Origin of the sequence: Actinomyces procaprae (genome assembly GCF_004798665.1) — a bacterium.
Taxonomy (GTDB): Bacteria; Actinomycetota; Actinomycetes; order Actinomycetales; family Actinomycetaceae; genus Actinomyces; species Actinomyces procaprae.
Map to the genome: position 1 here is coordinate 3,042,695 of NZ_CP039292.1, position 19,385 is coordinate 3,062,079.

The 19,385-nt window shown below is 68.3% G+C and carries 17 protein-coding genes; 13 read left to right on the forward strand and 4 right to left on the reverse strand.

What is annotated here, in order from left to right:
• Positions 1-17 precede the first annotated feature (17 nt).
• The 9 genes from glpK (at position 18) to E4J16_RS12485 (ending at position 12,716) form a co-directional block, all read left to right on the forward strand.
• Positions 18-1,556 carry a glycerol kinase GlpK gene (glpK, locus tag E4J16_RS12445; protein WP_136314165.1) on the forward strand — a complete coding sequence of 513 codons (1,539 nt, stop codon included), beginning with the start codon at positions 18-20 and terminating at the stop codon, positions 1,554-1,556.
• Between the two features lie 289 nt (positions 1,557-1,845).
• Positions 1,846-3,522 (forward strand): L-lactate permease, encoded by a 1,677-nt coding sequence (locus tag E4J16_RS12450; protein ID WP_136192643.1) that lies wholly within the window; start codon positions 1,846-1,848, stop codon positions 3,520-3,522.
• Between the two features lie 287 nt (positions 3,523-3,809).
• Entirely contained in the window at positions 3,810-4,235 is a 426-nt protein-coding gene (locus tag E4J16_RS12455) for a hypothetical protein (RefSeq protein ID WP_136314166.1), read from the forward strand.
• Between the two features lie 1,424 nt (positions 4,236-5,659).
• Positions 5,660-6,460, forward strand: a complete 801-nt coding sequence (locus E4J16_RS12460; RefSeq protein ID WP_136192645.1) for a (Fe-S)-binding protein — start codon at positions 5,660-5,662, stop codon at positions 6,458-6,460.
• Complete coding sequence (locus E4J16_RS12465) at positions 6,460-8,049, forward strand: LutB/LldF family L-lactate oxidation iron-sulfur protein (protein ID WP_136192646.1); 1,590 nt, start codon at positions 6,460-6,462, stop codon at positions 8,047-8,049. Before E4J16_RS12460 ends, E4J16_RS12465 begins: the two co-directional genes overlap by 1 nt.
• The gene (locus tag E4J16_RS12470; RefSeq protein WP_136192647.1) at positions 8,049-8,702 is read left to right on the forward strand and encodes a LutC/YkgG family protein; all 654 of its coding nucleotides are present in this window, start codon (positions 8,049-8,051) and stop codon (positions 8,700-8,702) included. Before E4J16_RS12465 ends, E4J16_RS12470 begins: the two co-directional genes overlap by 1 nt.
• Positions 8,703-8,761: 59 nt before the next feature.
• Positions 8,762-9,559: a DeoR/GlpR family DNA-binding transcription regulator gene (locus E4J16_RS12475; RefSeq protein WP_136314167.1), complete on the forward strand. Its 798-nt coding sequence runs from the start codon at positions 8,762-8,764 to the stop codon at positions 9,557-9,559.
• A 280-nt stretch (positions 9,560-9,839) separates the two neighbouring features.
• Positions 9,840-11,150 (forward strand): MFS transporter, encoded by a 1,311-nt coding sequence (locus tag E4J16_RS12480; RefSeq protein WP_136192649.1) that lies wholly within the window; start codon positions 9,840-9,842, stop codon positions 11,148-11,150.
• A gap of 117 nt (positions 11,151-11,267) precedes the next feature.
• Positions 11,268-12,716, forward strand: a complete 1,449-nt coding sequence (locus tag E4J16_RS12485) for a mannitol dehydrogenase family protein (protein ID WP_136314168.1) — start codon at positions 11,268-11,270, stop codon at positions 12,714-12,716.
• Positions 12,717-12,968: 252 nt separating this feature from the next.
• On the opposite strand, the gene E4J16_RS12490 is transcribed toward E4J16_RS12485, so the two are convergent.
• The 4 genes from E4J16_RS12490 to E4J16_RS12500 form a co-directional block, all read right to left on the reverse strand.
• Positions 12,969-14,450 (reverse strand): PTS ascorbate transporter subunit IIC, encoded by a 1,482-nt coding sequence (locus tag E4J16_RS12490; protein ID WP_136314169.1) that lies wholly within the window; start codon positions 14,448-14,450, stop codon positions 12,969-12,971.
• Positions 14,447-14,719: a PTS sugar transporter subunit IIB gene (locus E4J16_RS15175; protein WP_073330091.1), complete on the reverse strand. Its 273-nt coding sequence runs from the start codon at positions 14,717-14,719 to the stop codon at positions 14,447-14,449. The genes E4J16_RS12490 and E4J16_RS15175 overlap by 4 nt, the downstream gene beginning before the upstream one ends.
• Entirely contained in the window at positions 14,716-15,207 is a 492-nt protein-coding gene (locus E4J16_RS15180; RefSeq protein WP_073330094.1) for a PTS sugar transporter subunit IIA, read from the reverse strand. The genes E4J16_RS15175 and E4J16_RS15180 overlap by 4 nt, the downstream gene beginning before the upstream one ends.
• Before the next feature lie 66 nt (positions 15,208-15,273).
• Positions 15,274-16,395, reverse strand: coding sequence for an ROK family protein (locus E4J16_RS12500; protein ID WP_168708095.1), 1,122 nt, complete (start codon positions 16,393-16,395; stop codon positions 15,274-15,276).
• A 285-nt stretch (positions 16,396-16,680) separates the two neighbouring features.
• Between E4J16_RS12500 and E4J16_RS12505 the strand changes: the two genes are divergently transcribed.
• From E4J16_RS12505 to E4J16_RS15370, 4 genes are all read left to right on the forward strand, one after another.
• The gene (locus tag E4J16_RS12505) at positions 16,681-17,343 is read left to right on the forward strand and encodes an ATP-binding protein (RefSeq protein ID WP_136314170.1); all 663 of its coding nucleotides are present in this window, start codon (positions 16,681-16,683) and stop codon (positions 17,341-17,343) included.
• A 5-nt stretch (positions 17,344-17,348) separates the two neighbouring features.
• Entirely contained in the window at positions 17,349-18,008 is a 660-nt protein-coding gene (locus E4J16_RS12510) for a pentapeptide repeat-containing protein (protein ID WP_136314171.1), read from the forward strand.
• Between the two features lie 244 nt (positions 18,009-18,252).
• A complete protein-coding gene (locus E4J16_RS12515) occupies positions 18,253-18,903 on the forward strand; it encodes a DUF6318 family protein (protein WP_136314172.1) in 651 nt (216 codons plus the stop codon).
• Positions 18,904-19,036: 133 nt separating this feature from the next.
• On the forward strand, positions 19,037-19,366 hold the full coding sequence (locus E4J16_RS15370; protein ID WP_136314173.1) for a hypothetical protein: 330 nt from the start codon (positions 19,037-19,039) through the stop codon (positions 19,364-19,366).
• Positions 19,367-19,385: the final 19 nt, after the last annotated feature.

The following is a 19,385-nucleotide window of genomic DNA, read 5'->3' on the forward strand; positions in this document are numbered from 1 at the left end:
AGTGAAAGGACTCGTCCATGACTGAAACCACCGAGACCGAGAAGTTCGTCCTGGCGATCGACCAGGGCACCACCTCGTCTCGCGCGATCATCTTCAACCACTCCGGTGAGGTGGTCGCCGTCGGCCAGCAGGAGTTCACCCAGATCTTCCCCAACCCCGGCTGGGTCGAGCACGACCCGGTCGAGATCTGGGAGTCGGTGCGCGCCGTCGTCGCCGAGGCCCTGCAGAAGGCGGAGATCAACCGCCACTCGCTGGCCGCCGTCGGCATCACCAACCAGCGCGAGACCACCATCGTGTGGGACAAGAACACCGGCGAACCGGTCTACAACGCCATCGTCTGGCAGGACACCCGCACCGCCGCGATCGCCCGTGAGATCGCCGCCGGCGACCCGCTGGGAACCGAGCGCTACCGCCAGATCACCGGCGAGAACATCTCCACCTACCCCTCGGCCACCAAGGTGAAGTGGATCCTGGACAACGTGCCCGGGGCCCGCGAGAAGGCCGAGGCCGGGGACCTGCTGTTCGGCACCCCCGACACCTGGGTCGTGTGGAACCTGACCGGCGGCGTCAACGGCGGCGTGCACGTCACCGACGTCACCAACGCCTCCCGCACGCTGCTGATGGACGTGCGCACGCTGAAGTGGCGCGAGGACATCTGCACGGACTTCGGCATCCCGATGTCCATGCTGCCCGAGATCCGCTCCTCCTCGGAGGTGTACGGCTACGGCCGCAAGAACGGCCTGCTGATCGACACCCCCATCTCCGGGATCCTCGGCGACCAGCAGGCGGCCACCTTCGGGCAGGCCTGCTTCGAGGTCGGCACCGCGAAGAACACCTACGGCACCGGCTGCTTCATGCTCATGAACACCGGTGAGGAGCCCGTCTTCTCGAAGAACGGCCTGCTGACCACCGTGCTGTACCAGCTGGGCGACTCCAAGCCGGTGTACGCACTGGAGGGCTCCATCGCGGTGGCCGGCTCCCTGGTGCAGTGGCTGCGCGACAACCTCGGCATGATTGAGAAGTCAAGCGACATCCAGGCGCTGGCGCAGACCGTGGAGGACAACGGCGGGGTGTACTTCGTGCCCGCATTCTCCGGCCTGTTCGCCCCCTACTGGCGCGACGACGCCCGCGGCGTGATCGTGGGCCTGACCCGCTACGCCACCAAGGGGCACATCGCCCGCGCCGTGGAGGAGTCCACCGCCTTCCAGTCCGCCGAGCTGCTCGACGCGATCAACGCCGACGCCGGGGTTCCGCTCAAGGAGCTCAAGGTCGACGGCGGCATGACGAATGACGACCTGGTCATGCAGTTCCAGGCGGACCTGTGCGGCGTCGATGTCATCCGTCCCGTGGTGGCCGAGACCACCGCACTGGGAGCCGCCTACGCCGCCGGCATCGCCGTCGGCTTCTGGAGCGGCACCGAGGACGTCATCGCCAACTGGCAGGAGGGCAAGCGCTGGACGCCGTCGATGGACGCCGCCGAGCGCGACCGCACCTACCGGCTGTGGAAGAAGGCCGTCACTCGCACCCTCGACTGGGTCGACGACGACGTCAAGTGAGTCTCATAGCCGCGACACGCCAGTCCGTATCGTGAGCCGCCACGGCTGATGCGGGCGCGGCCCGGCCGCCTGCGTCAGTCGCATCACCGGGGTCCGGTGCCATTACGGCACCGGACCCCGCCGCATATCCGGCAACAACGTGGGCCCTCCGGGTGGGATACGGAGATCCGCACAAGTCCGCCGAGCCCTACACGTCAGCGGCGAAAAGATGAGATGATCCACACGTCGCGGCCACGGCACGCAACGCCCGGTCCCGACGTCGATGCCCCCGACCAGCCCGGAACCCACTATGACGCTCACCGCACCACTGCTCGCCACGGCCTTCACACCCTCGACGACCGCCGTCGGCGGCAACGTCTTCATCACCGCGATCGTCGGCCTGCTGCCGCTGATCGCGTTCTTCGTGCTCATGGGCGCCTTCAAGGTCGCCACGCACTGGTGCGCGATCATCTCCCTGGCGCTGTCCGCCGTGATCGCCGTCGTCGCCTTCCACATGCCGGTGGGAATGACGGCGCTGTCGGCCACGCAGGGGCTGGCGATGGGCTTCATCCCCATCATCTACATCATCATCGCCGCCGTCTGGCTGTACAACCTCACCGAGACCTCCGGGCGCAGCCAGGACCTCAAGGCCGTGTTCAACACGATCGGCAAGGGCGACCAGCGCGCCCAGGCGCTGATCGTGGCCTTCTGCTTCTGCGGCCTGCTGGAGGGCCTGGCCGGCTTCGGCGCACCGGTGGCCATCACCGCCGCCATGCTGGTGACCCTCGGCGTTCCCAAGATCAAGGCGGCGATCGCCACCATCGTGGGCAACGGCATCTACGTCGGCTTCGGCGCCATGTCCATCCCGGTGACCACGGCCGGGAACCTCGGCGGCCAGGACCCGGTGTCCGTCGCCCAGAACATGGGTCACCTGACCTCCCTCATGTGCGTGCTGGTGCCCTTCCTGCTGCTGTTCATCCTCGACGGCGCACGCGGCATCCGGCAGCTGTGGCCGCTGGCCCTGGTGGCCGGCATCGCGGCCGGCGCCGGCCACTTCATCACCCCCGGCGTCTCCTACGAGCTGACCTCGGTGGTGGGCGCGCTGCTGGCCTTCGCCGCCTGCTACCTGTTCCTGCTGGCGTGGACGCCGAGCACGCCGGAGGAGTACCACTCCGAGGTGGCCGCCGCGGACAAGCCCGACCGCGAGCGCATCATCCTGGCGCTGCTGCCCTACGTGCTGGTGGTGGTGATCATCGCCATCACCAAGCTGTGGAAGCTCGGGGTGGACCTGTCCGCCGTCCTGTCCAGAACCGATATCAAGATCCCCTGGCCGGGCGTGTACGGCAACCTGCTCACCGCCGACGGCGAGGCCTCCACCTCCGCCGTCTACAACCTGCAGACCCTGTCCAACCCGGGCACCTGGATCCTGCTGACGGCGGTGATCGTGTGCATCGTCTACGGCACCCGCTCCTCGGGCGGACGCTTCCAAACGTCCATCGGTGCCATGTTCGCAGCACTGCCGCGCACCATCTACACCCTGCGCATGTCCATCCTCACCATCGCCTCCGTCATGGCGCTGGCCTATGTCATGAACTTCTCCGGCCAGACCACCGCCGTCGGCGCGGCCCTGGCCACCACGGGCGCCGCCTTCGCCTTCCTCTCCCCCGTCCTGGGCTGGGTCGGTACGGCGGTGGCGGGCTCGGCCACCAGTGCCGGCGCGCTGTTCGCCAACCTGCAGGCAACCGCTGCCGCGGAGGCCAACCTGGACCCACGCATCCTGCTCGCAGCCAACACCATCGGTGGTGGCCTGGGCAAGATCGTCTCCCCGCAGAACCTGGCGGTGGTGACCACCGCCGTGGACGCCCCCGGCACCGACGCGGAGATCCTCAAGAAGGCCGCCCCCTACTCCATCGGCCTGCTGCTTGTGCTGTGCTGCCTGGTGCTGGCCGCGTCCCAGGGCTGGATGGGCGCCTACATGCCGGCCTGACGGTGGCGCCGGCGACTTCGACCGGGGGCCGTTTGTCGGATACGGCCGCTTCCTCCCCGGCCACTCCGCGTTCGCGGTGGCCTCGGGAGGTGGGGGCCGTATCCGGGCTCCCACGGTCGTACTCGGGCCGGCGGGTATGCGCCCGACTCCCGAGGTGCGGGCTCCTCACCGCACTGGCTGTCTGCAAGGCTCTCCTCCTCGGAGCCTGCTCGGTTACTCCCCTCCCGGGTCGGGACGCCCAGCCGGACAGCGCGCAGGATGCGCGTTTCGCCGAGTTCACGCAGTACGTGCCCGACCCACTGACCGTCCAGACCTCTCTGGACTCGGTCACCAGTCGCATGCCGGCAATGGGCGCCACAGGCGTGCACTTCGTCGGGCAGTATCGGGTCAACAAGGGCGAGTGGCCGCTGCCGGAACCCGATCGCCCCTACTGGTTCCACGCCGTCGTCGAAGTCGACCAGGCCACCAGCCGGGCGCTGGGTGACGCCGCCACTACCACGCCCGACCTGCTGCCGCCGATCTACCCCGACCTGCACCAGTACGTCCCCCAGGACTGCACCTTCGCCACCGTCCTGGAGTCCGACGCGAACCGGATTCTTGACACCGAGAACGCCGACCCCGTGGGCGGCTCGGAGCGGTTCACCGTGGATGAGCTGGCACTGTCCGCCGACTGCAACCTCGTCGTCATGGTCGGCACCGGGCACTACTCCTGACGGCGTAACGCCAGGTTCAAGGGGGCAGGGCTCGTAGCGGGATGGCAATTCCCGGCTCTTCCGGTTTGAGCGTGTGGTGCTTCCGGCGTGGCGGATTCGGCCCGGGTAGCGGTGTTCGCGGTGGTCGTGGTTGGGGCGGTGAGGTCGACGTCGGGCTGACGGGGACGTTCTCGGGGGCGGATGAGGTCGATGTCGGGCCGGCGGGGTCGTGTTCGGGCCGGCGGGGTCGTGCTCGGTAGGTGCTGGTCTGCCGAGAACGTCCTCATCATCCCCAAACCCTCCACGTTCGGGAGGGTTTCGGGCTTACGAGGACGTGCTCGACCAGCGCAGGTCGTTGTCGGGCGCACGAGGACGTTTTCGGGCCGCCGAGCACGTCGTCAGGCCGGCGGGGGCGTGCTCGGGCCGGTGGGGACGTTGTCCGCCGGGCCGCTTCGGCGGTGGCTAGCCGTCGTCCTCGGACAGTCCCCCGCCAGGCGATCTCCGGGTTGGCTCTTGGTGCTGGTGGGTGTGGTGGTGGTCGGCGTCTTGCGGGGTGGGGGGGCGCGGTGACCCTGGCGTGGTGAGCTGGGTCGGCTCGCCATGCCAGAACGCCAGGCCTGGCTGCACTTGGCTGCCGACGGCTCCGGCGCCCGGGAGCGGGGCCGTCTGCTGCGCCACTTCCCGGTCTACTGCGCCGCTTCCCGGCCTACTTCGCCGCTTCGCGGTCTACTACGCCACTTCGCCGTCTGCAACGCCACTTCGGGGTTAACAACGCCAGTTAACCGTCTGCTGCAGGCCCCAGAGGTATACAGCAGAGCGTTAAGTAGCGTTGTTAACGCCCAGCAGGCGCACCAGACACCCCACCCCACCCCACGCCATGCCCCAGGACATCGGCAGCACTCCTGCCGCCGCCCCAGACAACCACACCCCCGCCCCCAAACCGGAAGAGCCCCTTAACCGGCGGGACGACGCTTCGTACCTTCCGGGGGACGCTTCGTACCCTCCGGTGACGGTTCGGCACTCCAGGGTACGAACCGTCACCGGAGGGTACGAAACGCTGATGCCAAGTGCCGAAGCGTCGTCGGAAGTGCCGAAGCGTCGGCGCCAGGTGGCCAACCGCAAGCAGCCGCACACCCCGGAAACCGCCCCGCTCCCCACACCCGCACCCTCGAACCGGAAGAGTCGGCCAACGACATCGTCGGCCGCACGCGGCAACAGGTGAGGAAAACCGAAGACAGGACTTGCGGAATGTGATCCCAAACGCGCCCAGGACTCTATCCGAAAGCTCCAGCACCCACCCCAAGCGGAACCCACTTTTCCGCGAAATATCAGGCTTCGCCCAGGGAGCTCCCGCGAAGTTGCGCCGACCGGTGGAGACGCCTGCGCCGCTGCCCTAACCTGGTCACGGATACGCCAACGCCGCCGTGGAGGAAGGACCCAATCCCTTGCGCATCGCACTATTCGCCACGTGTCTGGCAGACACGATGTTCCCCCAGGCCGCGCAGGCCACCGTCAGTATTCTCGAGCGGCTCGGCCACGAGGTCGTCTTCCCCCAGGGGCAGGCGTGCTGCGGGCAGATGCACGCCAACACCGGCTACTTCAAGCAGGCGGCCGCCATCGTGGAGAACCACGTGAAGACCTTCGAGCCGGTCCTGGACGGGGAGTGGGACGCCGTCGTCGTGCCCTCCGGCTCCTGCGCCGGCGCCGCCCGGCACGAACAGCGGCTCGTGGCCGAGCACGTGGGCGACGCCGCCCTGGTCAAGCGCGTGGATGCGCTGAGCAAGTACACCTACGACATCTCCGAGTTCCTCATCGACGTACTCGGCCTTGAGGACGTGGGCGCCTACTTCCCGCACACGGTCACCTACCACCCCACCTGCCACTCCATGCGGGTGGCGCACGTTGGAGACCGCCCCTACCGGCTACTGCGGGCCGTCGAGGGCCTGACCCTCATCGAGCTGCCTGATGAGAAGGTGTGCTGCGGCTTCGGCGGCACCTTCTCCATCAAGAACTCTGACACCTCCACCGCCATGGTTGCGGACAAGGCGGCGAACGTCATGTCCACTGGTGCCGAAGTGCTGTGCACCGGCGACTACTCCTGCCTGATGAACATCGGCGGGGCCCTGTCCCGCGTCAACTCCGGCGTGCGCGTAATGCACCTGGCGGAGATCCTCGCCTCCACCAAGGAGGCCCCCTTCGAAGGCCACGCCTCCTTCCAGCCCAGCAAGGACCAGGTGAGACTCTGATGACCCAGACATTCCTAGGCATGCCCGCCGCCTCCCCCGAGGAGCAGCCCCACACCGGGGGCTGGCGCACCAACGTCGAGGTCCCGCAGGACACGCTGCGCTGGGGCCACACCTTCCCCGAGGGCGCGCACAAGACCCTCGCCAACACCCAGATGCGCCGCAACCTGGGCCACGCCACCCGCACCATCCGCAACAAGCGGCAGCTGCGCGTGGATGAGATGCCGGACTGGGAGGACCTGCGTGAGGCCGCCGAGGCGGTGAAGTTCGAGGTCGCCTCCCGCCTACCCGAGCTGCTGGAGCAGTTCGAGGCGAACGTGACCGCCAACGGTGGCATCGTCCACTGGGCGCGCGACGCCGCCGAGGCCAACCGGATCGTCGCCGACATCATCAAGTCCAAGGGCGTGGACGACGTCGTCAAGGTCAAGTCCATGGCCACCCAGGAGACCAACCTCAACGAGTACCTGGCGGACGAGGGCATCACCGCCCACGAGACCGACCTGGCGGAGATGATCGTCCAGCTGGCCGACGACATGCCCTCCCACATCGTGGTCCCGGCGATCCACCGCAACCGCTCCGAGGTGCGCGGCATCTTCCTGGACCGCATGGGCGACGCCCCCGAGGACCTGTCGGACAAGCCCGAGGAGCTGGCAGGAGCCGCACGCGCGCACCTGCGCAAGAAGTTCCTGCACGCCAAGGTGGCCGTCTCCGGCACCAACATGGGCATCGCCGAAACGGGCACCGTCTCCATCTTCGAGTCCGAGGGCAACGGCCGCATGTGCCTGACCCTGCCGGACACGCTGATCACGCTGATGGGCATCGAGAAGCTGGTCCCCCGCTACCAGGACGCGGAGATCTTCACTCAGCTGCTGCCCCGTTCCGCCACCGGCGAGCGCATGAACCCCTACACCTCCATGTGGACGGGCGTGACCCCCGGCGACGGCCCGCAGGAGTTCCACCTGATCCTCATGGACAACGGCCGCACCAAGGTGCTCACCGACCCCATCGGCCGCCAGGCGCTCGCCTGCATCCGCTGCGGCTCATGCATGAACATCTGCCCCGTCTACCAGCACACCGGCGGGCACGCCTATGGCTCGGTCTACCCCGGGCCGATCGGCTCGATCCTCACCCCCCAGCTCACGCAGGGGCTCGACGACGACGATCCGGTCCACACCCTGCCCTTCGCCTCCTCCCTGTGCGGGGCCTGCGCGGAGGTGTGCCCGGTCAAGATCGACATCCCCACGATCCTCATCCACCTGCGCGCCCGCAGCGTGGACGTCAAACGCCGCCTGGTGCCGGACATGTGGGACGTGGCCATGAACGTCACCGCCCCGGTCATGTCCAACGGCAAGGCCTGGCTGGCCGCCACCGAGGGGGTCAAGGCCACCCGGCTGATCGGCAAGGACGGGCGGATCGGCGCCCTGCCGTTCCCCGCCTCCCTGTGGACCCGGTCGCGCGACCTGCCGATCGCCCCCAAGGAGTCGCTGCGGCACTGGTGGAAGCGCACCCACCCCGAGGGCATCACGCCGTCCCGCACGGCCACCGACGCCGTCGACGCCGCCCAGCCCGATGTCACCGAGGAGAACCGCTGATGGACGCCAAGACCGCTATTCTCGCCCGCGCCCGCGAGGCCATCTCCCGGTCCCAGCAGGGCCGCCCGGTGCGGGAGGTTCCCCGCAACTACATCCGGGTCGGCGCCGACGCCCCCGGCTCCGAGCCGGTCGTGGCGGACATGGTGGAGAAACTGGAGGACTACTCCGCCACGGTTGTGCGCGCACCGAAGGACGCCGCCATCCTGGACGCCATCGACGAGCTGCTCGGGGACGCGCGCAGCGTCGTCGTCCCCGCCGGGCTGCCCCAGGAGTACAAGGATGCGGCCGCCCGCAGCGGGCGCACCGTGCACGAGGACTCCCGCCAGGAGCCGATCCCGACCCTGGAACTGGACCGGATCGAGGCAGTGCTGACCTGCTCCCGCGTGGGGATCTCCATCTCGGGCACGATCTGCCTGGACGGAGAGCCCGACCAGGGCCGCCGCGCCATCAGCCTCGTGCCGGACAAGCACGTCGTCGTCCTGGAACGGGAGACGATCATGCCCACGGTGCCGCAGGCCGTCGACGTGCTCGGGCAGCACCCCACCCGCCCCACCACCTGGATCGCCGGCGGATCGGCCACCTCGGATATTGAGCTGGTGCGCGTCAACGGCGTGCACGGTCCGCGCAACCTGGGCGTGGTGATCGCCCACTGACCCGGTGCCGCCGCTCGGGGCGGCACCGGCGGCCGGCACCTGACGGCAACGAGGCTCGCATGAACAACGGCACCCCTGATCCGCTCTCGGCGCGCTCGGACACCCGGGCGCGCCGGGAGGCGCTCATCCGCGAACTGCGCGAGCGCGGTGAGATGGATGTGGCGGAGCTCCCCGGGCGCTTCGGCGTATCCGTGGAGACCATCCGCCGCGACCTGCGCCACCTGGAGTCCAGTGGCCGGATCATCCGCAGCTACGGCAGGGTGGCGGCGGCGGAGTCGGCCACCTACGAGACCAGCCGCGATTTCCGCTCCAGCCACAACGTTGATGAGAAGGACCGCATCGCCCGGGCAGCCGCCGCCTGCCTGGGACACGCCGAAACCGTCTTCCTGGACGAGGGCAACCAGCCGCTGCTGGTAGGGCGCGCCCTGCCCGTTGACCATCCACTCACCGTGGTGACCAGCTCCCTGCCGACGGCGATCGAGCTGGCCGAGCGGCCGCGCTACACCGTGATCGCCGTCGGCGGTCGGATACGGCCGAAGACCCTGGGCGCCGTCGACCACTGGGCCACCACCATGCTGGAACGGATGGAGCCGGACCTCGCCTTCATCGGTGCCAACGGCATCACCGACGACGGCTGGCTGACCACCCCGGACCCGGCGGTCGCCGCGGTCAAGGAGACGGCGCTCGCCGTCGCCCGCAGCGCCGTACTCGTCGGCAACCACACCAAGTTCGGGCACTCCACCTTCGTGCGCTTCGGGCATGCGCGCTCCCTGGACCGCATCATCACCGGCAGGGAGCTGCGCTCCGCTACGGCACGCCGCCTGGGTTCCTTCGGCCCGCAGGTCGACCGGGTGTGAGCGCGTAACGCGGTTGATGCCCGCGGGCAGGGCCCGGCCTGCCCGAGCGCACCGCCGTCGTCTGGCCGGATGCCGAAGCGGTCACGCCTCCGGCCCTAACCGGTCACCGCCCGCCACAACCGGTCACCTACAACCGCAACGTTCCATGGCCAATGGCGCCCCGTATCGGTCGGCCGCGAGCGGTCAACCGGTCAGCAAGACGGTCACTCGGGGACCGCAAACTGGGTTCACCGGCGAAGGACGCCGGCCCTGAACAGCGACCAAAGGTGATCGAGCAACGATGCCCAGTTCCAACAGGTTCATAGCAGCCATACAGAAAACCGGATTCCCCACCAACCTCGCCACGGGGTTCCTGGCGGTCATCATCTTCGTGATCGGCGACGGTATTGAGGCCGTCTGGATCACCAACTACCTGTCCAGCGAGGCCGTGGGCTTCACCGTCTCCCAGGCCTCGATGATCGTCACCTCCTACGGGGTGGTCGTGGCCATCGCCGCCTTCCTGTCCGGAGCCCTGTGCGACGCGATCGGCTGCCGCCGGGTGATGCTGATCGGCCTGGTGTCATTCCTGGTGTTCGACGCACTGTTCATCGCCGTCGGGCTGCCCAGCCATAATCTGCCGCTGCTGCTGCTTTTCTATGGGTTCCGCGGCTTCGGCTACCCCATGTTCGCCTACGGGTTCCTGACCTGGACGATGATGGTGACCCCGCCCGCCCGGCAGTCCTCGGTCTCCGGCTGGTTCTGGTTCGCCTTCAGCCTGGGCATGCAGCTGCTCGGCTCCTACTTCTCCAGCCTGCTGCTGCCCCACATCGGTCACATCCCCACCCTGTGGCTCGGCTGGGTGCTCGCGGCGGTCGGCGGCACCATCGGCATGCTGTTCCTGCGGCTGCACCCCTCCTCCGCGCAGACCCGCGGCAAGTCCGTGGCCCAGTCCGTCGGTTCGGCGGTCTCGGTACTGTGGCGCTACCCGAAGGTGTCCGTGGGCGGCGTCGTCAAGATCATCAACCTGTCCGGCCAATACGGCATGCAGGCCTACTACGTGGTCTACCTGCACAAGGTCTACGGCATGCCCGAGTCCCAGGCGATCCTGGAGTTCTCCATCTTCGGCTTCGTGGCCATCCTCGGCGACGTCTTCTGGGGCGTGATCGGCGACAAGCTCGGCTGGCGCAACACCCTCCAGTGGTTCGCCACCCCCATTACGGCGGCGGCGCTGGCCTACATCTACCTGATCCCGATCGTCGCGGGGCCGAACTTCTTCCTGATCGCCCTGGGCACCTCCGCCGTCGGCATCGGGCTCAGTGCGCACGTGCCCACCACGCCGCTGATCACCGCCCACGCCCACGGCGAGACCGGCAACGCGCTGGCCATCCTGAACCTGGGTGCCGGCCTGGGCGCATTCGTGGGCCCGGCCATCGTCACCCTGCTGATGGGCGACGAGACCACCGCCTCCGGCTACCTGTGGGTGGCCATGGCGCTGGCCGGGATCTACGTCATCTCCTTCTTCCTGTGCTTCGCCCTGAAACTGCCCGGCAACGCCCGCATCCTCGACAGCTTCGACGACGACGCCGAGCAACAGGAGGCGGTAACCGCCTGATTACGCGCAAGCGACGCCGTCGGCGTCGGGCCGGAGCCGCCCGACGCGCTCCGGCAGGAACACCCACGGTCCATATCCGACAATCACACCAACTCTCTCAAGACAAGGATGTCCACCATGACCACCACACTCGCCGCCTCTCCGCTCGCCCCCGGCTACGACCGCTCCGCCATCACCACCGGCATCGTCCACATGGGTGTGGGCGGCTTCCACCGCGCCCACCAGGCCATGTACCTGGACCGGCTCATGCGCGCGGGCAAGGCCCTGGACTGGGGGATCTGCGGGGTGGGCCTGCTGCCCCGGGACGCGCGCATGCGCGACGCTTTGACCGGCCAGGACTTCCTGTACAGCCTGACTCTCAAGCACCCCGACGGTCACCACGAGCCCGCGATCATCGGCTCCATCTGCGACTACCGCTTCGCCCCCGAGGACCGCGCCGGGGTGCTGGAGGTGATGACTGCGCCGGCCACCCGCATCGTCTCTCTGACGGTGACCGAGGGCGGCTACAACATCGACGACGCCACCGGCGCCTTCCGCACCGACACCCCCGGCGCCGCCCACGACGCCGCCAACCCGCACGAGCCGGAGACCTCCTTCGGTTACATCGTGGAGGCCCTGCGGCTGCGCCGCGAGGCCGGCACCGCCCCCTTCACCGTGATGAGCTGTGACAACCTGCCCGGCAACGGGAAGATCGCCCGCACCGCCGTCGTGGCCCAGGCGCGCCTGTCCGACCCGGAGCTGGCCGACTGGATCGACGCCAACGTCGCCTTCCCCAACTGCATGGTCGACCGCATCACCCCGCAGACCACCCCCACCGACATTGAGGAGGTGCGCGCCGAACTGGGTGTGGAGGACGCCTGGCCGGTGGTGGCCGAGCCCTTCACCCAGTGGGTGCTGGAGGACGACTTCCCGGCCGGACGCCCGCCGTATGAGGAGGTCGGGGTGCAGATGGTCGACGACGTCGTCCCCTATGAGCTGATGAAGCTGCGGCTGCTGAACGCCTCCCACCAGGGCCTGGCGCACTGGGGCCGGCTGCTGGGCATGGAGTATGCGCACACGGCCGCCGCCGACCCCGACATCGCCGCCTGGGTGCGTGCCTTCCTGGAGCGCGAGGCGCGGCCGCGGCTGCTGCCGGTGCCGGGCATCGACTTGGACGAGTACATCGACACGCTCTTCGAGCGCTTCACCAATGAGGCGATCGCGGACACGCTGCTGCGGCTGGCGCAGTTCGGCCCCTCCGGCATGCCGAAGTTCGTGCTGCCTACCGTGCGCGAGAACCTCGCCGCGGGCGGGCCGATCCGCCTGGGCGCGGCCATGTGCGCCGCCTGGTCGCTGGGGGTGCTCGGCACCGACGAGAACGGTGAGGTGATCCCGGTGGCCGACGACCTGCGGCCCTTCGCGCGGCGGCAGGAGGCGGGCGACGCGCTCGGCTTCATCGGCAACCGGGAGATCTTCGGCGACCTGGCCGACGACGAGCGCTTCCGCACCGCCTACGCCGAGGAGCTGGCTGCGCTCAAGCGGGACGGCGCCCGCGCCCGCATGCGTGCCCTTCACCGAGATCGGTAGACGTTACGCACCGAGATCGGTAGACGTTACGCACCGAGATCGGTAGACGTTACGCACCGAGGTCGGTAGATCTTACGTGCCGAGGTCGGTAGACGTTACGCACCGAGATCGGTAGATCTTACGCACCGAGATCGGTAGACGTTACGCACCGAGATCGGTAGACGTTACGCACCGAGATCGGTGTAATGACGGGCCCGACGACTTTAGTCGCCGGGCCCGTCGTGTGCGTCGAATTCAGGCAGCCGCCCTCGGTCAGGCGGCCGCCGCCTTCGCCTTGTTCTCCTCCTGCAGCGCCGCCCGCTCGGATGCGGGCAACCAGCCGGTGTTCACCAGCCGTACCTGGTACCACCAGGCGACGGCGAACAGAAGCGCGCCGAAGCCGAGCGCGGTGAGCGAGCCGCCGACGGCGCCCAGGCGGCTGAGCACGCCCACGATCGAGCCGAACCAGCCGAAGTCGGCGTCGCCGAAGGTGGAGTTGGCCAGGCCGAGGGACCCCATGACGGTCAGCAGCGCGGCGGGCAGGAAGGTGATGAGCATGCCGTTGACGAATCCGCCCAGGATCGCGCCCCGGCGCCCGCCGGTGGCGTTGCCGAACACACCGGCACCGCCGCCGTCGAAGAAGTGCGGAACCATGCCGGGCAGTATGAGGGCCATGCCCCAGGCGGGTCCGAACCAGACGGCGATCAGGGCGAGCGAGGCCAGCCCGCCGATGAAGGAGGCGATGAAGCCGATCAGTGAGGCGTTGGGGCCGAAGGGGAAGACGATCGGGATGTCGAGCGCGGGCTTGGCGCCGGGCACCACCCGGTTGGCGATTCCCTGGAAGGCCGGTACCAGTTCACCGAGGATGATGCGCACCCCGTACAGGATGATGCTGACGCCGATCCCGAACTGCAGTGCCTGCGCAAAGGCCGCCATGATGTAGGAGCCGTAGGTGTCGGAGGTCTGCGTCCCCTCGAAGACCGTCATGAGTTCCTCGCGGGGTACGGCGATCATGCCCCAGATGGCGAACACCAGATACAGGACCAGCATGAGCAGGGTCGTTGAGACCATGGAGTCGCGTAGGAAGCGCAGGCCCTGCGGGAACTTCATGTCCTCGGTGGAGCGTGAGCGCTTGCCGACGGCGCTGCCGAGCGCACCCGCCAGCAGGTAGCCGACAGTGTTGAAGTGACCCACGGCCAGCTTGTCATCCCCGGTGACCCGGTTCATGTACGGCTGGGCGAAGGCCGGCATCACCACCATGATGATGCCCATGAGCACCGAGCCGACCACCACCACGAGGGCGGAGTGCCCGGGGCCGAAGCCCACCGACAGGACCACGGCCAGCAGCGTCGACATGAACACCATGTGGTGTCCGGTAAGGAACACGTACTTCAGCGGCGTGAATCTGGCCAGCAGCAGCATCACCAGGAAGCTGAGCACGATGAGATAGGCGGATGTGGTCCCATACTCGCTCGCGGCCTGGGCGGTAATGACCTCGTTGGTCGGGACGACGCCGTGGGCGCCGGTAACCGTGAAGATCAGGTCCCCGAACGGCGCCAGCGCGCTCGTGACCACGGTGGCGCCGGCACCGAGAATCAGATAGCCCATTGCCGCCTTGAGTCCTCCGCCGATGACCTGCCCGGCGGACTTGCGCAGCGCGATCAGGCCGACGGCGGCGACGATGCCGATCAGGTAGGCGGGGACGTTGAGGATCTCCTGGCTGATGAAATCGAGAACCGCGACCAACGCGTTCACTGAGTCTTCTCCTTCAAGGCGGCCTCGATCTCGGAGATGTCGGTGAAGTTGTGGACCACGGCGACCGGCGTGGACAGCCCGGTGAGCTCCTCGGCGAGTTCAGCCGAGGTGATGATCAGATCGGCGCTCTGCGCGGCCCCCTTGGCGGTGCCGATGTCGGAGGTGCTGACCTCCGCGTCAAGGCCGAGCGAGGCCGCGGCCTGCTCGACGTTCATCTTCAGCAGCATCGAGGTGCCGATGCCCATGCCGCAGACGCAGGTGATGTTCATTCTTCTTCCAATCCGGTAGAGGTGGTGGTGTCGGTTGAGTTCGGGTCGAGCAGTGCGCGGAGCGCCGCGGGAGTGGGTGCACGGTCCAACTCGGTGCGAGCGACAGGGTCGGACAGGGCGCGGGCGAGGGCGGCCATGACGTCCAGGTGCTCCCGCTCGTCCTTGGCTGCCAGCCCGATGATGTGGCGCACCGGATCGTTCGGGCTGCCGAAGTCGACGGGGTGTGTCAGCCGCACCCAGCTCATGCCGGTGTGCAGCACCGCCGGGGAGGGCCGCGAGTGCGCCAGGGCGAGACCGGGGGCGATGACGATGTAGGGGCCGTGCTCCTCTACGGCCGCGATCATCTCCTCGGTGTATTCGGGTGTCGCCGCCCCGGAAGCGGTAAGTCCCTCCCCTGCCAGCCGAAGCGCATCACGCCAGTCGGTCGCGTCGACGTCGAGTCGGAAGGACGTATCCGGTAAAGCGGTGGACAGAGTGAGAACAGCCATCGTTGCCTCTTCTCGTCATGTGTGCCGGTGGGTTCCGGTGGACACGACGATACCGGCCACAACCCGTTATGTAAAGAGCTTTACAAAACTGTCCTGGTCTGGGCGCCGTGAGGTCACTCGGGTCAGCAGCATGTCCAGATGCGCGGGGGCCGTCAGCAGATCCTGAGCCAACAGCGCCGCCCCGACCACGCCGGCGTCGGCCCCCAGCTGCGCCGACGCGACGACGAGCGGCCGAGTCGCCTCCTGGGGCCCGACGGCTTCCAAGGCGGCGCGCAACGGGTCCAGGAACACCGCTCCGCCGTCGGCGAGGGCGCCGGCGACCACCACCGCGGAGGGATTGAGAACCGCAATGACCGGCGCGAGCGCACGGCCCACGAGTCGCGCCGAAAGCTCGAGCAGCTCGATACTCAGCGAATCCCCGCGCAGCGCCAGGTCGGCCAGTTCCTCACTACTGCCGACCGTCCAGCCGGCCTCGCTCAGGCGCTCCCGCAGGGCCCAGCCGCCGGCGACCGATTCCAAGCACCCGAATCGCCCGCAGCGGCACTGCCGCCCCTCCGAAATCCGCATGTGCCCGATCTCTCCGGCCGCCCCAGTGGCGCCCGTGCGCACGACGCCATTGATCACGGCAGCCGCGGCGATTCCCTCACCCGCCTTAACCAGGATGATGCCGTCGGGGTTGGACCAGTGCATCCGGTACTCGCCGAGTGCGGTCACCTGCACGTCACTGCCCACGGCCACCGGGACGCCGTCGAAATCCTCTTTCAACTCCGCGGCAAGATCGACCCCGTGCCATCCAGGCATGAGCGCCGGGTGGACCAGGCGCCGTGAGACGGGATCGACCGGACCGGGAACACAGACTCCCACACCGAGGACGCTGTCGGCGGCGCCGATCTCCTTGAGCATTGCCTTCAAACGACGGCGGACCCAGGGGAGCACCGTGCCAGAACCGCCAGAGAGGTCCAGTAGCCGGTCATCACGTACCAGGATCGTCCCGGCGAAGTCCGTCACCGCCAGGTTGGTGCGTGAGCTGCCGATGTCGACGGCCAGCAGCACGCCGCAGCCGGGGCGAATTCGGAATACCGTGCGCGGCCTGCCACCGGTCGAGGCGTCCTGCCCGGCCTCGTCCACCAGCCCCGAGCGCAGCAGCACGTCAAGCCGCTTGCCCAACGTGACTCGTGAAAGCTGCATACGATCCTGAAGCTCGGACCGAGTGGTCGCCTCTCCGCGCCGGATCAGCCCGAGGAGTTCACTGGCCTCAGCCTCTCGCACGTTCCCCATGACGCCGCCTCATGTTTGCCCCTCACGGCGATAGTACCCAATTCGCCGCTTTCGACGGCAGCCCCCGGGACAGAGATCGCACGTTCGAATCGCATGCTCGCTTGCCCCGATCCGCCCACTCCGATCTGCATTTGCGTCTGCCGACAACCCCGTCGTTTCCGCCTGCACCCGCCCGGCAGGATAGCCTTGGGATCCGTGAGCACCCGCGTCATCCTGCTTACCGGACCGTCCGGCTCCGGCAAGACATCCTTGTTGCGGCGCTGCGGCGCGCACCGCCTCAAACTGGACGACTTCTACCGTGACGGCGATGAGCCGGGCATGCCGCTACTGGACGGCGGCGTCTCCGGCGCCGAGGGCGTCACCCGGGCCGAGGCCCAGAGCGCCATCGACTGGGACAACCCGGCCTCCTGGGATGCCGACCGCGCCATGGCAGCGATCCTCGACCTGTGCGCCACGGGCTCGACGACGGTGCCCGTGTACTCCATCCCGGACAACGCTACCGTCGACTACACCACCCTCGACGTGGACGCCCTGCCGGTATACGTCGCGGAGGGCGTGTTCGCCGCGGAGCTCGTTGACCGTTGCCGGAAGGCCGGCGTGCTCGCCGACGCGCTCGTGCTGCGGCGCCCGCGCCTGCAGACCTGGTGGTTCCGACTGCGCCGGGACCTGGCCGAGCATCGCAAGCCCATTCATGTGCTGCTGCGCCGGGGGATACGGCTGGCGCGGGAGGAGCCCGCCAGAATCGCCGAGTGGGTGGCGAAGGGCTGCCGCCCGGTGGACCGCGCCGAGTGCGAGGCCGTGATCACCGAGCACCTCCGCGCCGACGTCCAGCAGTCGCGGGCCGACGACGCCGCCTGAGCCTCATGCCCGACGCGCATCTCCCCCGGCCGCCCCGCGCGAAACCGGCCCGGCCGCGGGACCTCGAGCCGACCGACGCCGTCGTCCTGCGTGCAGGCGGGTACGCCGACCTGGCCCGGATCAGCGGCGTCGACATCTCCGGGGTGGATCTGCGCGGGTTGGAGCTGGTTGAGTGCGTCTTGGAGGATGTGCGGGCGGATCGTGCCCATCTTGAGGAGTTCCGCCTGGCGGAGTCGCGCGTGGACAGGCTGACGGCCGCCGAGCTGCACGCACAGCGGTCGGTGTGGAGAGAGGTCTCCTGGGAGGCCTCACGAGTCGGGGCCTGCGAATGCCATGATGCGCAGTGGCGCAGCGTGCTGGTTGAGGACTGCCGCATCGGCTTCCTGGGGCTGGGGCGGGCCAATCTGCTCGATGTGCGCCTACGCGGTTGCATGGTGGACACGCTCGACCTGACCGCCGCCACACTCAACCGAGTGGCTTTTGACGACTGCCGCGTCGGCGAGTTGCGGATACGGGAGAGCCGGCTCAAGGACGTCGATCTTCGGGGACTCACGCTCAACCAAGTCGACGACGCCGCCGGGCTGCGCGGGGCCTGGGTGGGCGCCGACCAACTCGCGGAGCTCGCGCCCGCACTCGCCGCATATGCGGGCCTGAGAATCGTCTAGCGCCCGGCTCTCGCGCCTTTCTAGCTCTCCCCTCACTCCTCCGCCTCGCTGAGACCGGCGCCGGTGAGGACGTCGGCCAGCGGGAGTACGTCCCGGGTCTTCACCGACCGCACCGCCCCAGGTTTTCCACAGGGGGCTACAAGTGAGTGGCGCCGCGAGTGCAGATGTCGGTACGGTTGCGGGCGTCGGTGACAAACCGGCATCCCAGCTAGTCCCATCCGGGTCCTCACCGAGGAGGCTCCCCATGCCCGCGTCCACTCCAGCAGCACCTGAACGCCGCCTGTCAGCAGCGGCGACCTGTCTGGCAGCCCTTGCCCTGGCGGCAGGCTGTGCTACCACCAGCAACACGACCACAGTGCCTTCGGCACCACTATCAGCAACCTCAGCACCTACCGCGACGGCCACGCCAACGCCCACGCTCCCGCCCGAGCAGGCCGAGGCCAGGGCCACCGCCCTGGCCATGGAACCGCCCCAGCCCTCCGCCCCGGAGTTCACCCCCGACGGCGCAGCCGAGGCAGTCGCGTACTTCCTGGAGCTCTACCCCTACGTCTATGCGACAGGGAACCTGGACGCCTGGAAGAGCATGAGCGGGGACGACTGCATTTTCTGCAACAGTGTCATCAACAACGCCACCGAACTACACGATTCTGGCGGCTGGGCCGATCCCTGGGAGCAGGAGATCATGCCGCTGGAGTGGTGGACCGACCAGGAGGACCTCAACCGCTACGTCGTGCGCAGTCAAATCCATTCGCCTGAACGTGATCAGTATTCCGGAGCTAACGAACCGCCACTTCATATCGATGAGGCATATGACGTCGTACGGGTTCAGCTTTACTGGGAGGGAAATGACTGGATCATAGAAGCACTGGAAGTGGAAGACGGAGATGATTCATGATGAAAACGCAGTCATCCGCAATCCATAATACAATAGTCTGCACGCTCACGCTAGCACTGCTGAGTATCGCACCATTTCGCACGCCGACAGCCATGGTGGCCCAGGAATCAAGGCGGACGCGGCAGAGGATTCTGTGACTGTTTCTGGTGGGCGGTCGCAAGAGGTGGTGGAGTCGGTTCCGGGCGCGCCGGTCCCCCGGGGGCGGCTACCCCGGAGGCGCGCAGCAGCCAAGCACCGACGGCGTGCGCTAGAAGTACGGGCCACCCACCAGTGCCCCTACGGCACCATCTCCTCCCCCACCGGCGTACGCCCCATCTGGCTAAAGTGCCTGGACGCCCCCGCCGACACCACCGGAGGCACCACCACCCCCATCACCGGAACCAACACCACCACCAACACCACCACCCCCTACGACCTCGTACGCACCCTCACCGACCAAGCCGAAACCCAACAAGGACACTGACACCACCACCCACACACCC

Excerpts from the sequence above, each read along its gene's own strand:
- glpK (WP_136314165.1), top strand. The coding sequence starts at position 18 with ATGACTGAAACCACCGAGACCGAGAAGTTCGTCCTGGCGATCGACCAG.
- E4J16_RS12450 (WP_136192643.1), top strand. The coding sequence starts at position 1,846 with ATGACGCTCACCGCACCACTGCTCGCCACGGCCTTCACACCCTCGACG.
- E4J16_RS12465 (WP_136192646.1), top strand. The coding sequence starts at position 6,460 with ATGACCCAGACATTCCTAGGCATGCCCGCCGCCTCCCCCGAGGAGCAG.
- E4J16_RS12470 (WP_136192647.1), top strand. The coding sequence starts at position 8,049 with ATGGACGCCAAGACCGCTATTCTCGCCCGCGCCCGCGAGGCCATCTCC.
- E4J16_RS12475 (WP_136314167.1), top strand. The coding sequence starts at position 8,762 with ATGAACAACGGCACCCCTGATCCGCTCTCGGCGCGCTCGGACACCCGG.
- E4J16_RS12480 (WP_136192649.1), top strand. The coding sequence starts at position 9,840 with ATGCCCAGTTCCAACAGGTTCATAGCAGCCATACAGAAAACCGGATTC.
- E4J16_RS12485 (WP_136314168.1), top strand. The coding sequence starts at position 11,268 with ATGACCACCACACTCGCCGCCTCTCCGCTCGCCCCCGGCTACGACCGC.
- E4J16_RS15175 (WP_073330091.1), bottom strand. The coding sequence starts at position 14,719 with ATGAACATCACCTGCGTCTGCGGCATGGGCATCGGCACCTCGATGCTG.
- E4J16_RS15180 (WP_073330094.1), bottom strand. The coding sequence starts at position 15,207 with ATGGCTGTTCTCACTCTGTCCACCGCTTTACCGGATACGTCCTTCCGA.
- E4J16_RS12500 (WP_168708095.1), bottom strand. The coding sequence starts at position 16,395 with ATGCAGCTTTCACGAGTCACGTTGGGCAAGCGGCTTGACGTGCTGCTG.
- E4J16_RS12510 (WP_136314171.1), top strand. The coding sequence starts at position 17,349 with ATGCCCGACGCGCATCTCCCCCGGCCGCCCCGCGCGAAACCGGCCCGG.
- E4J16_RS12515 (WP_136314172.1), top strand. The coding sequence starts at position 18,253 with ATGCCCGCGTCCACTCCAGCAGCACCTGAACGCCGCCTGTCAGCAGCG.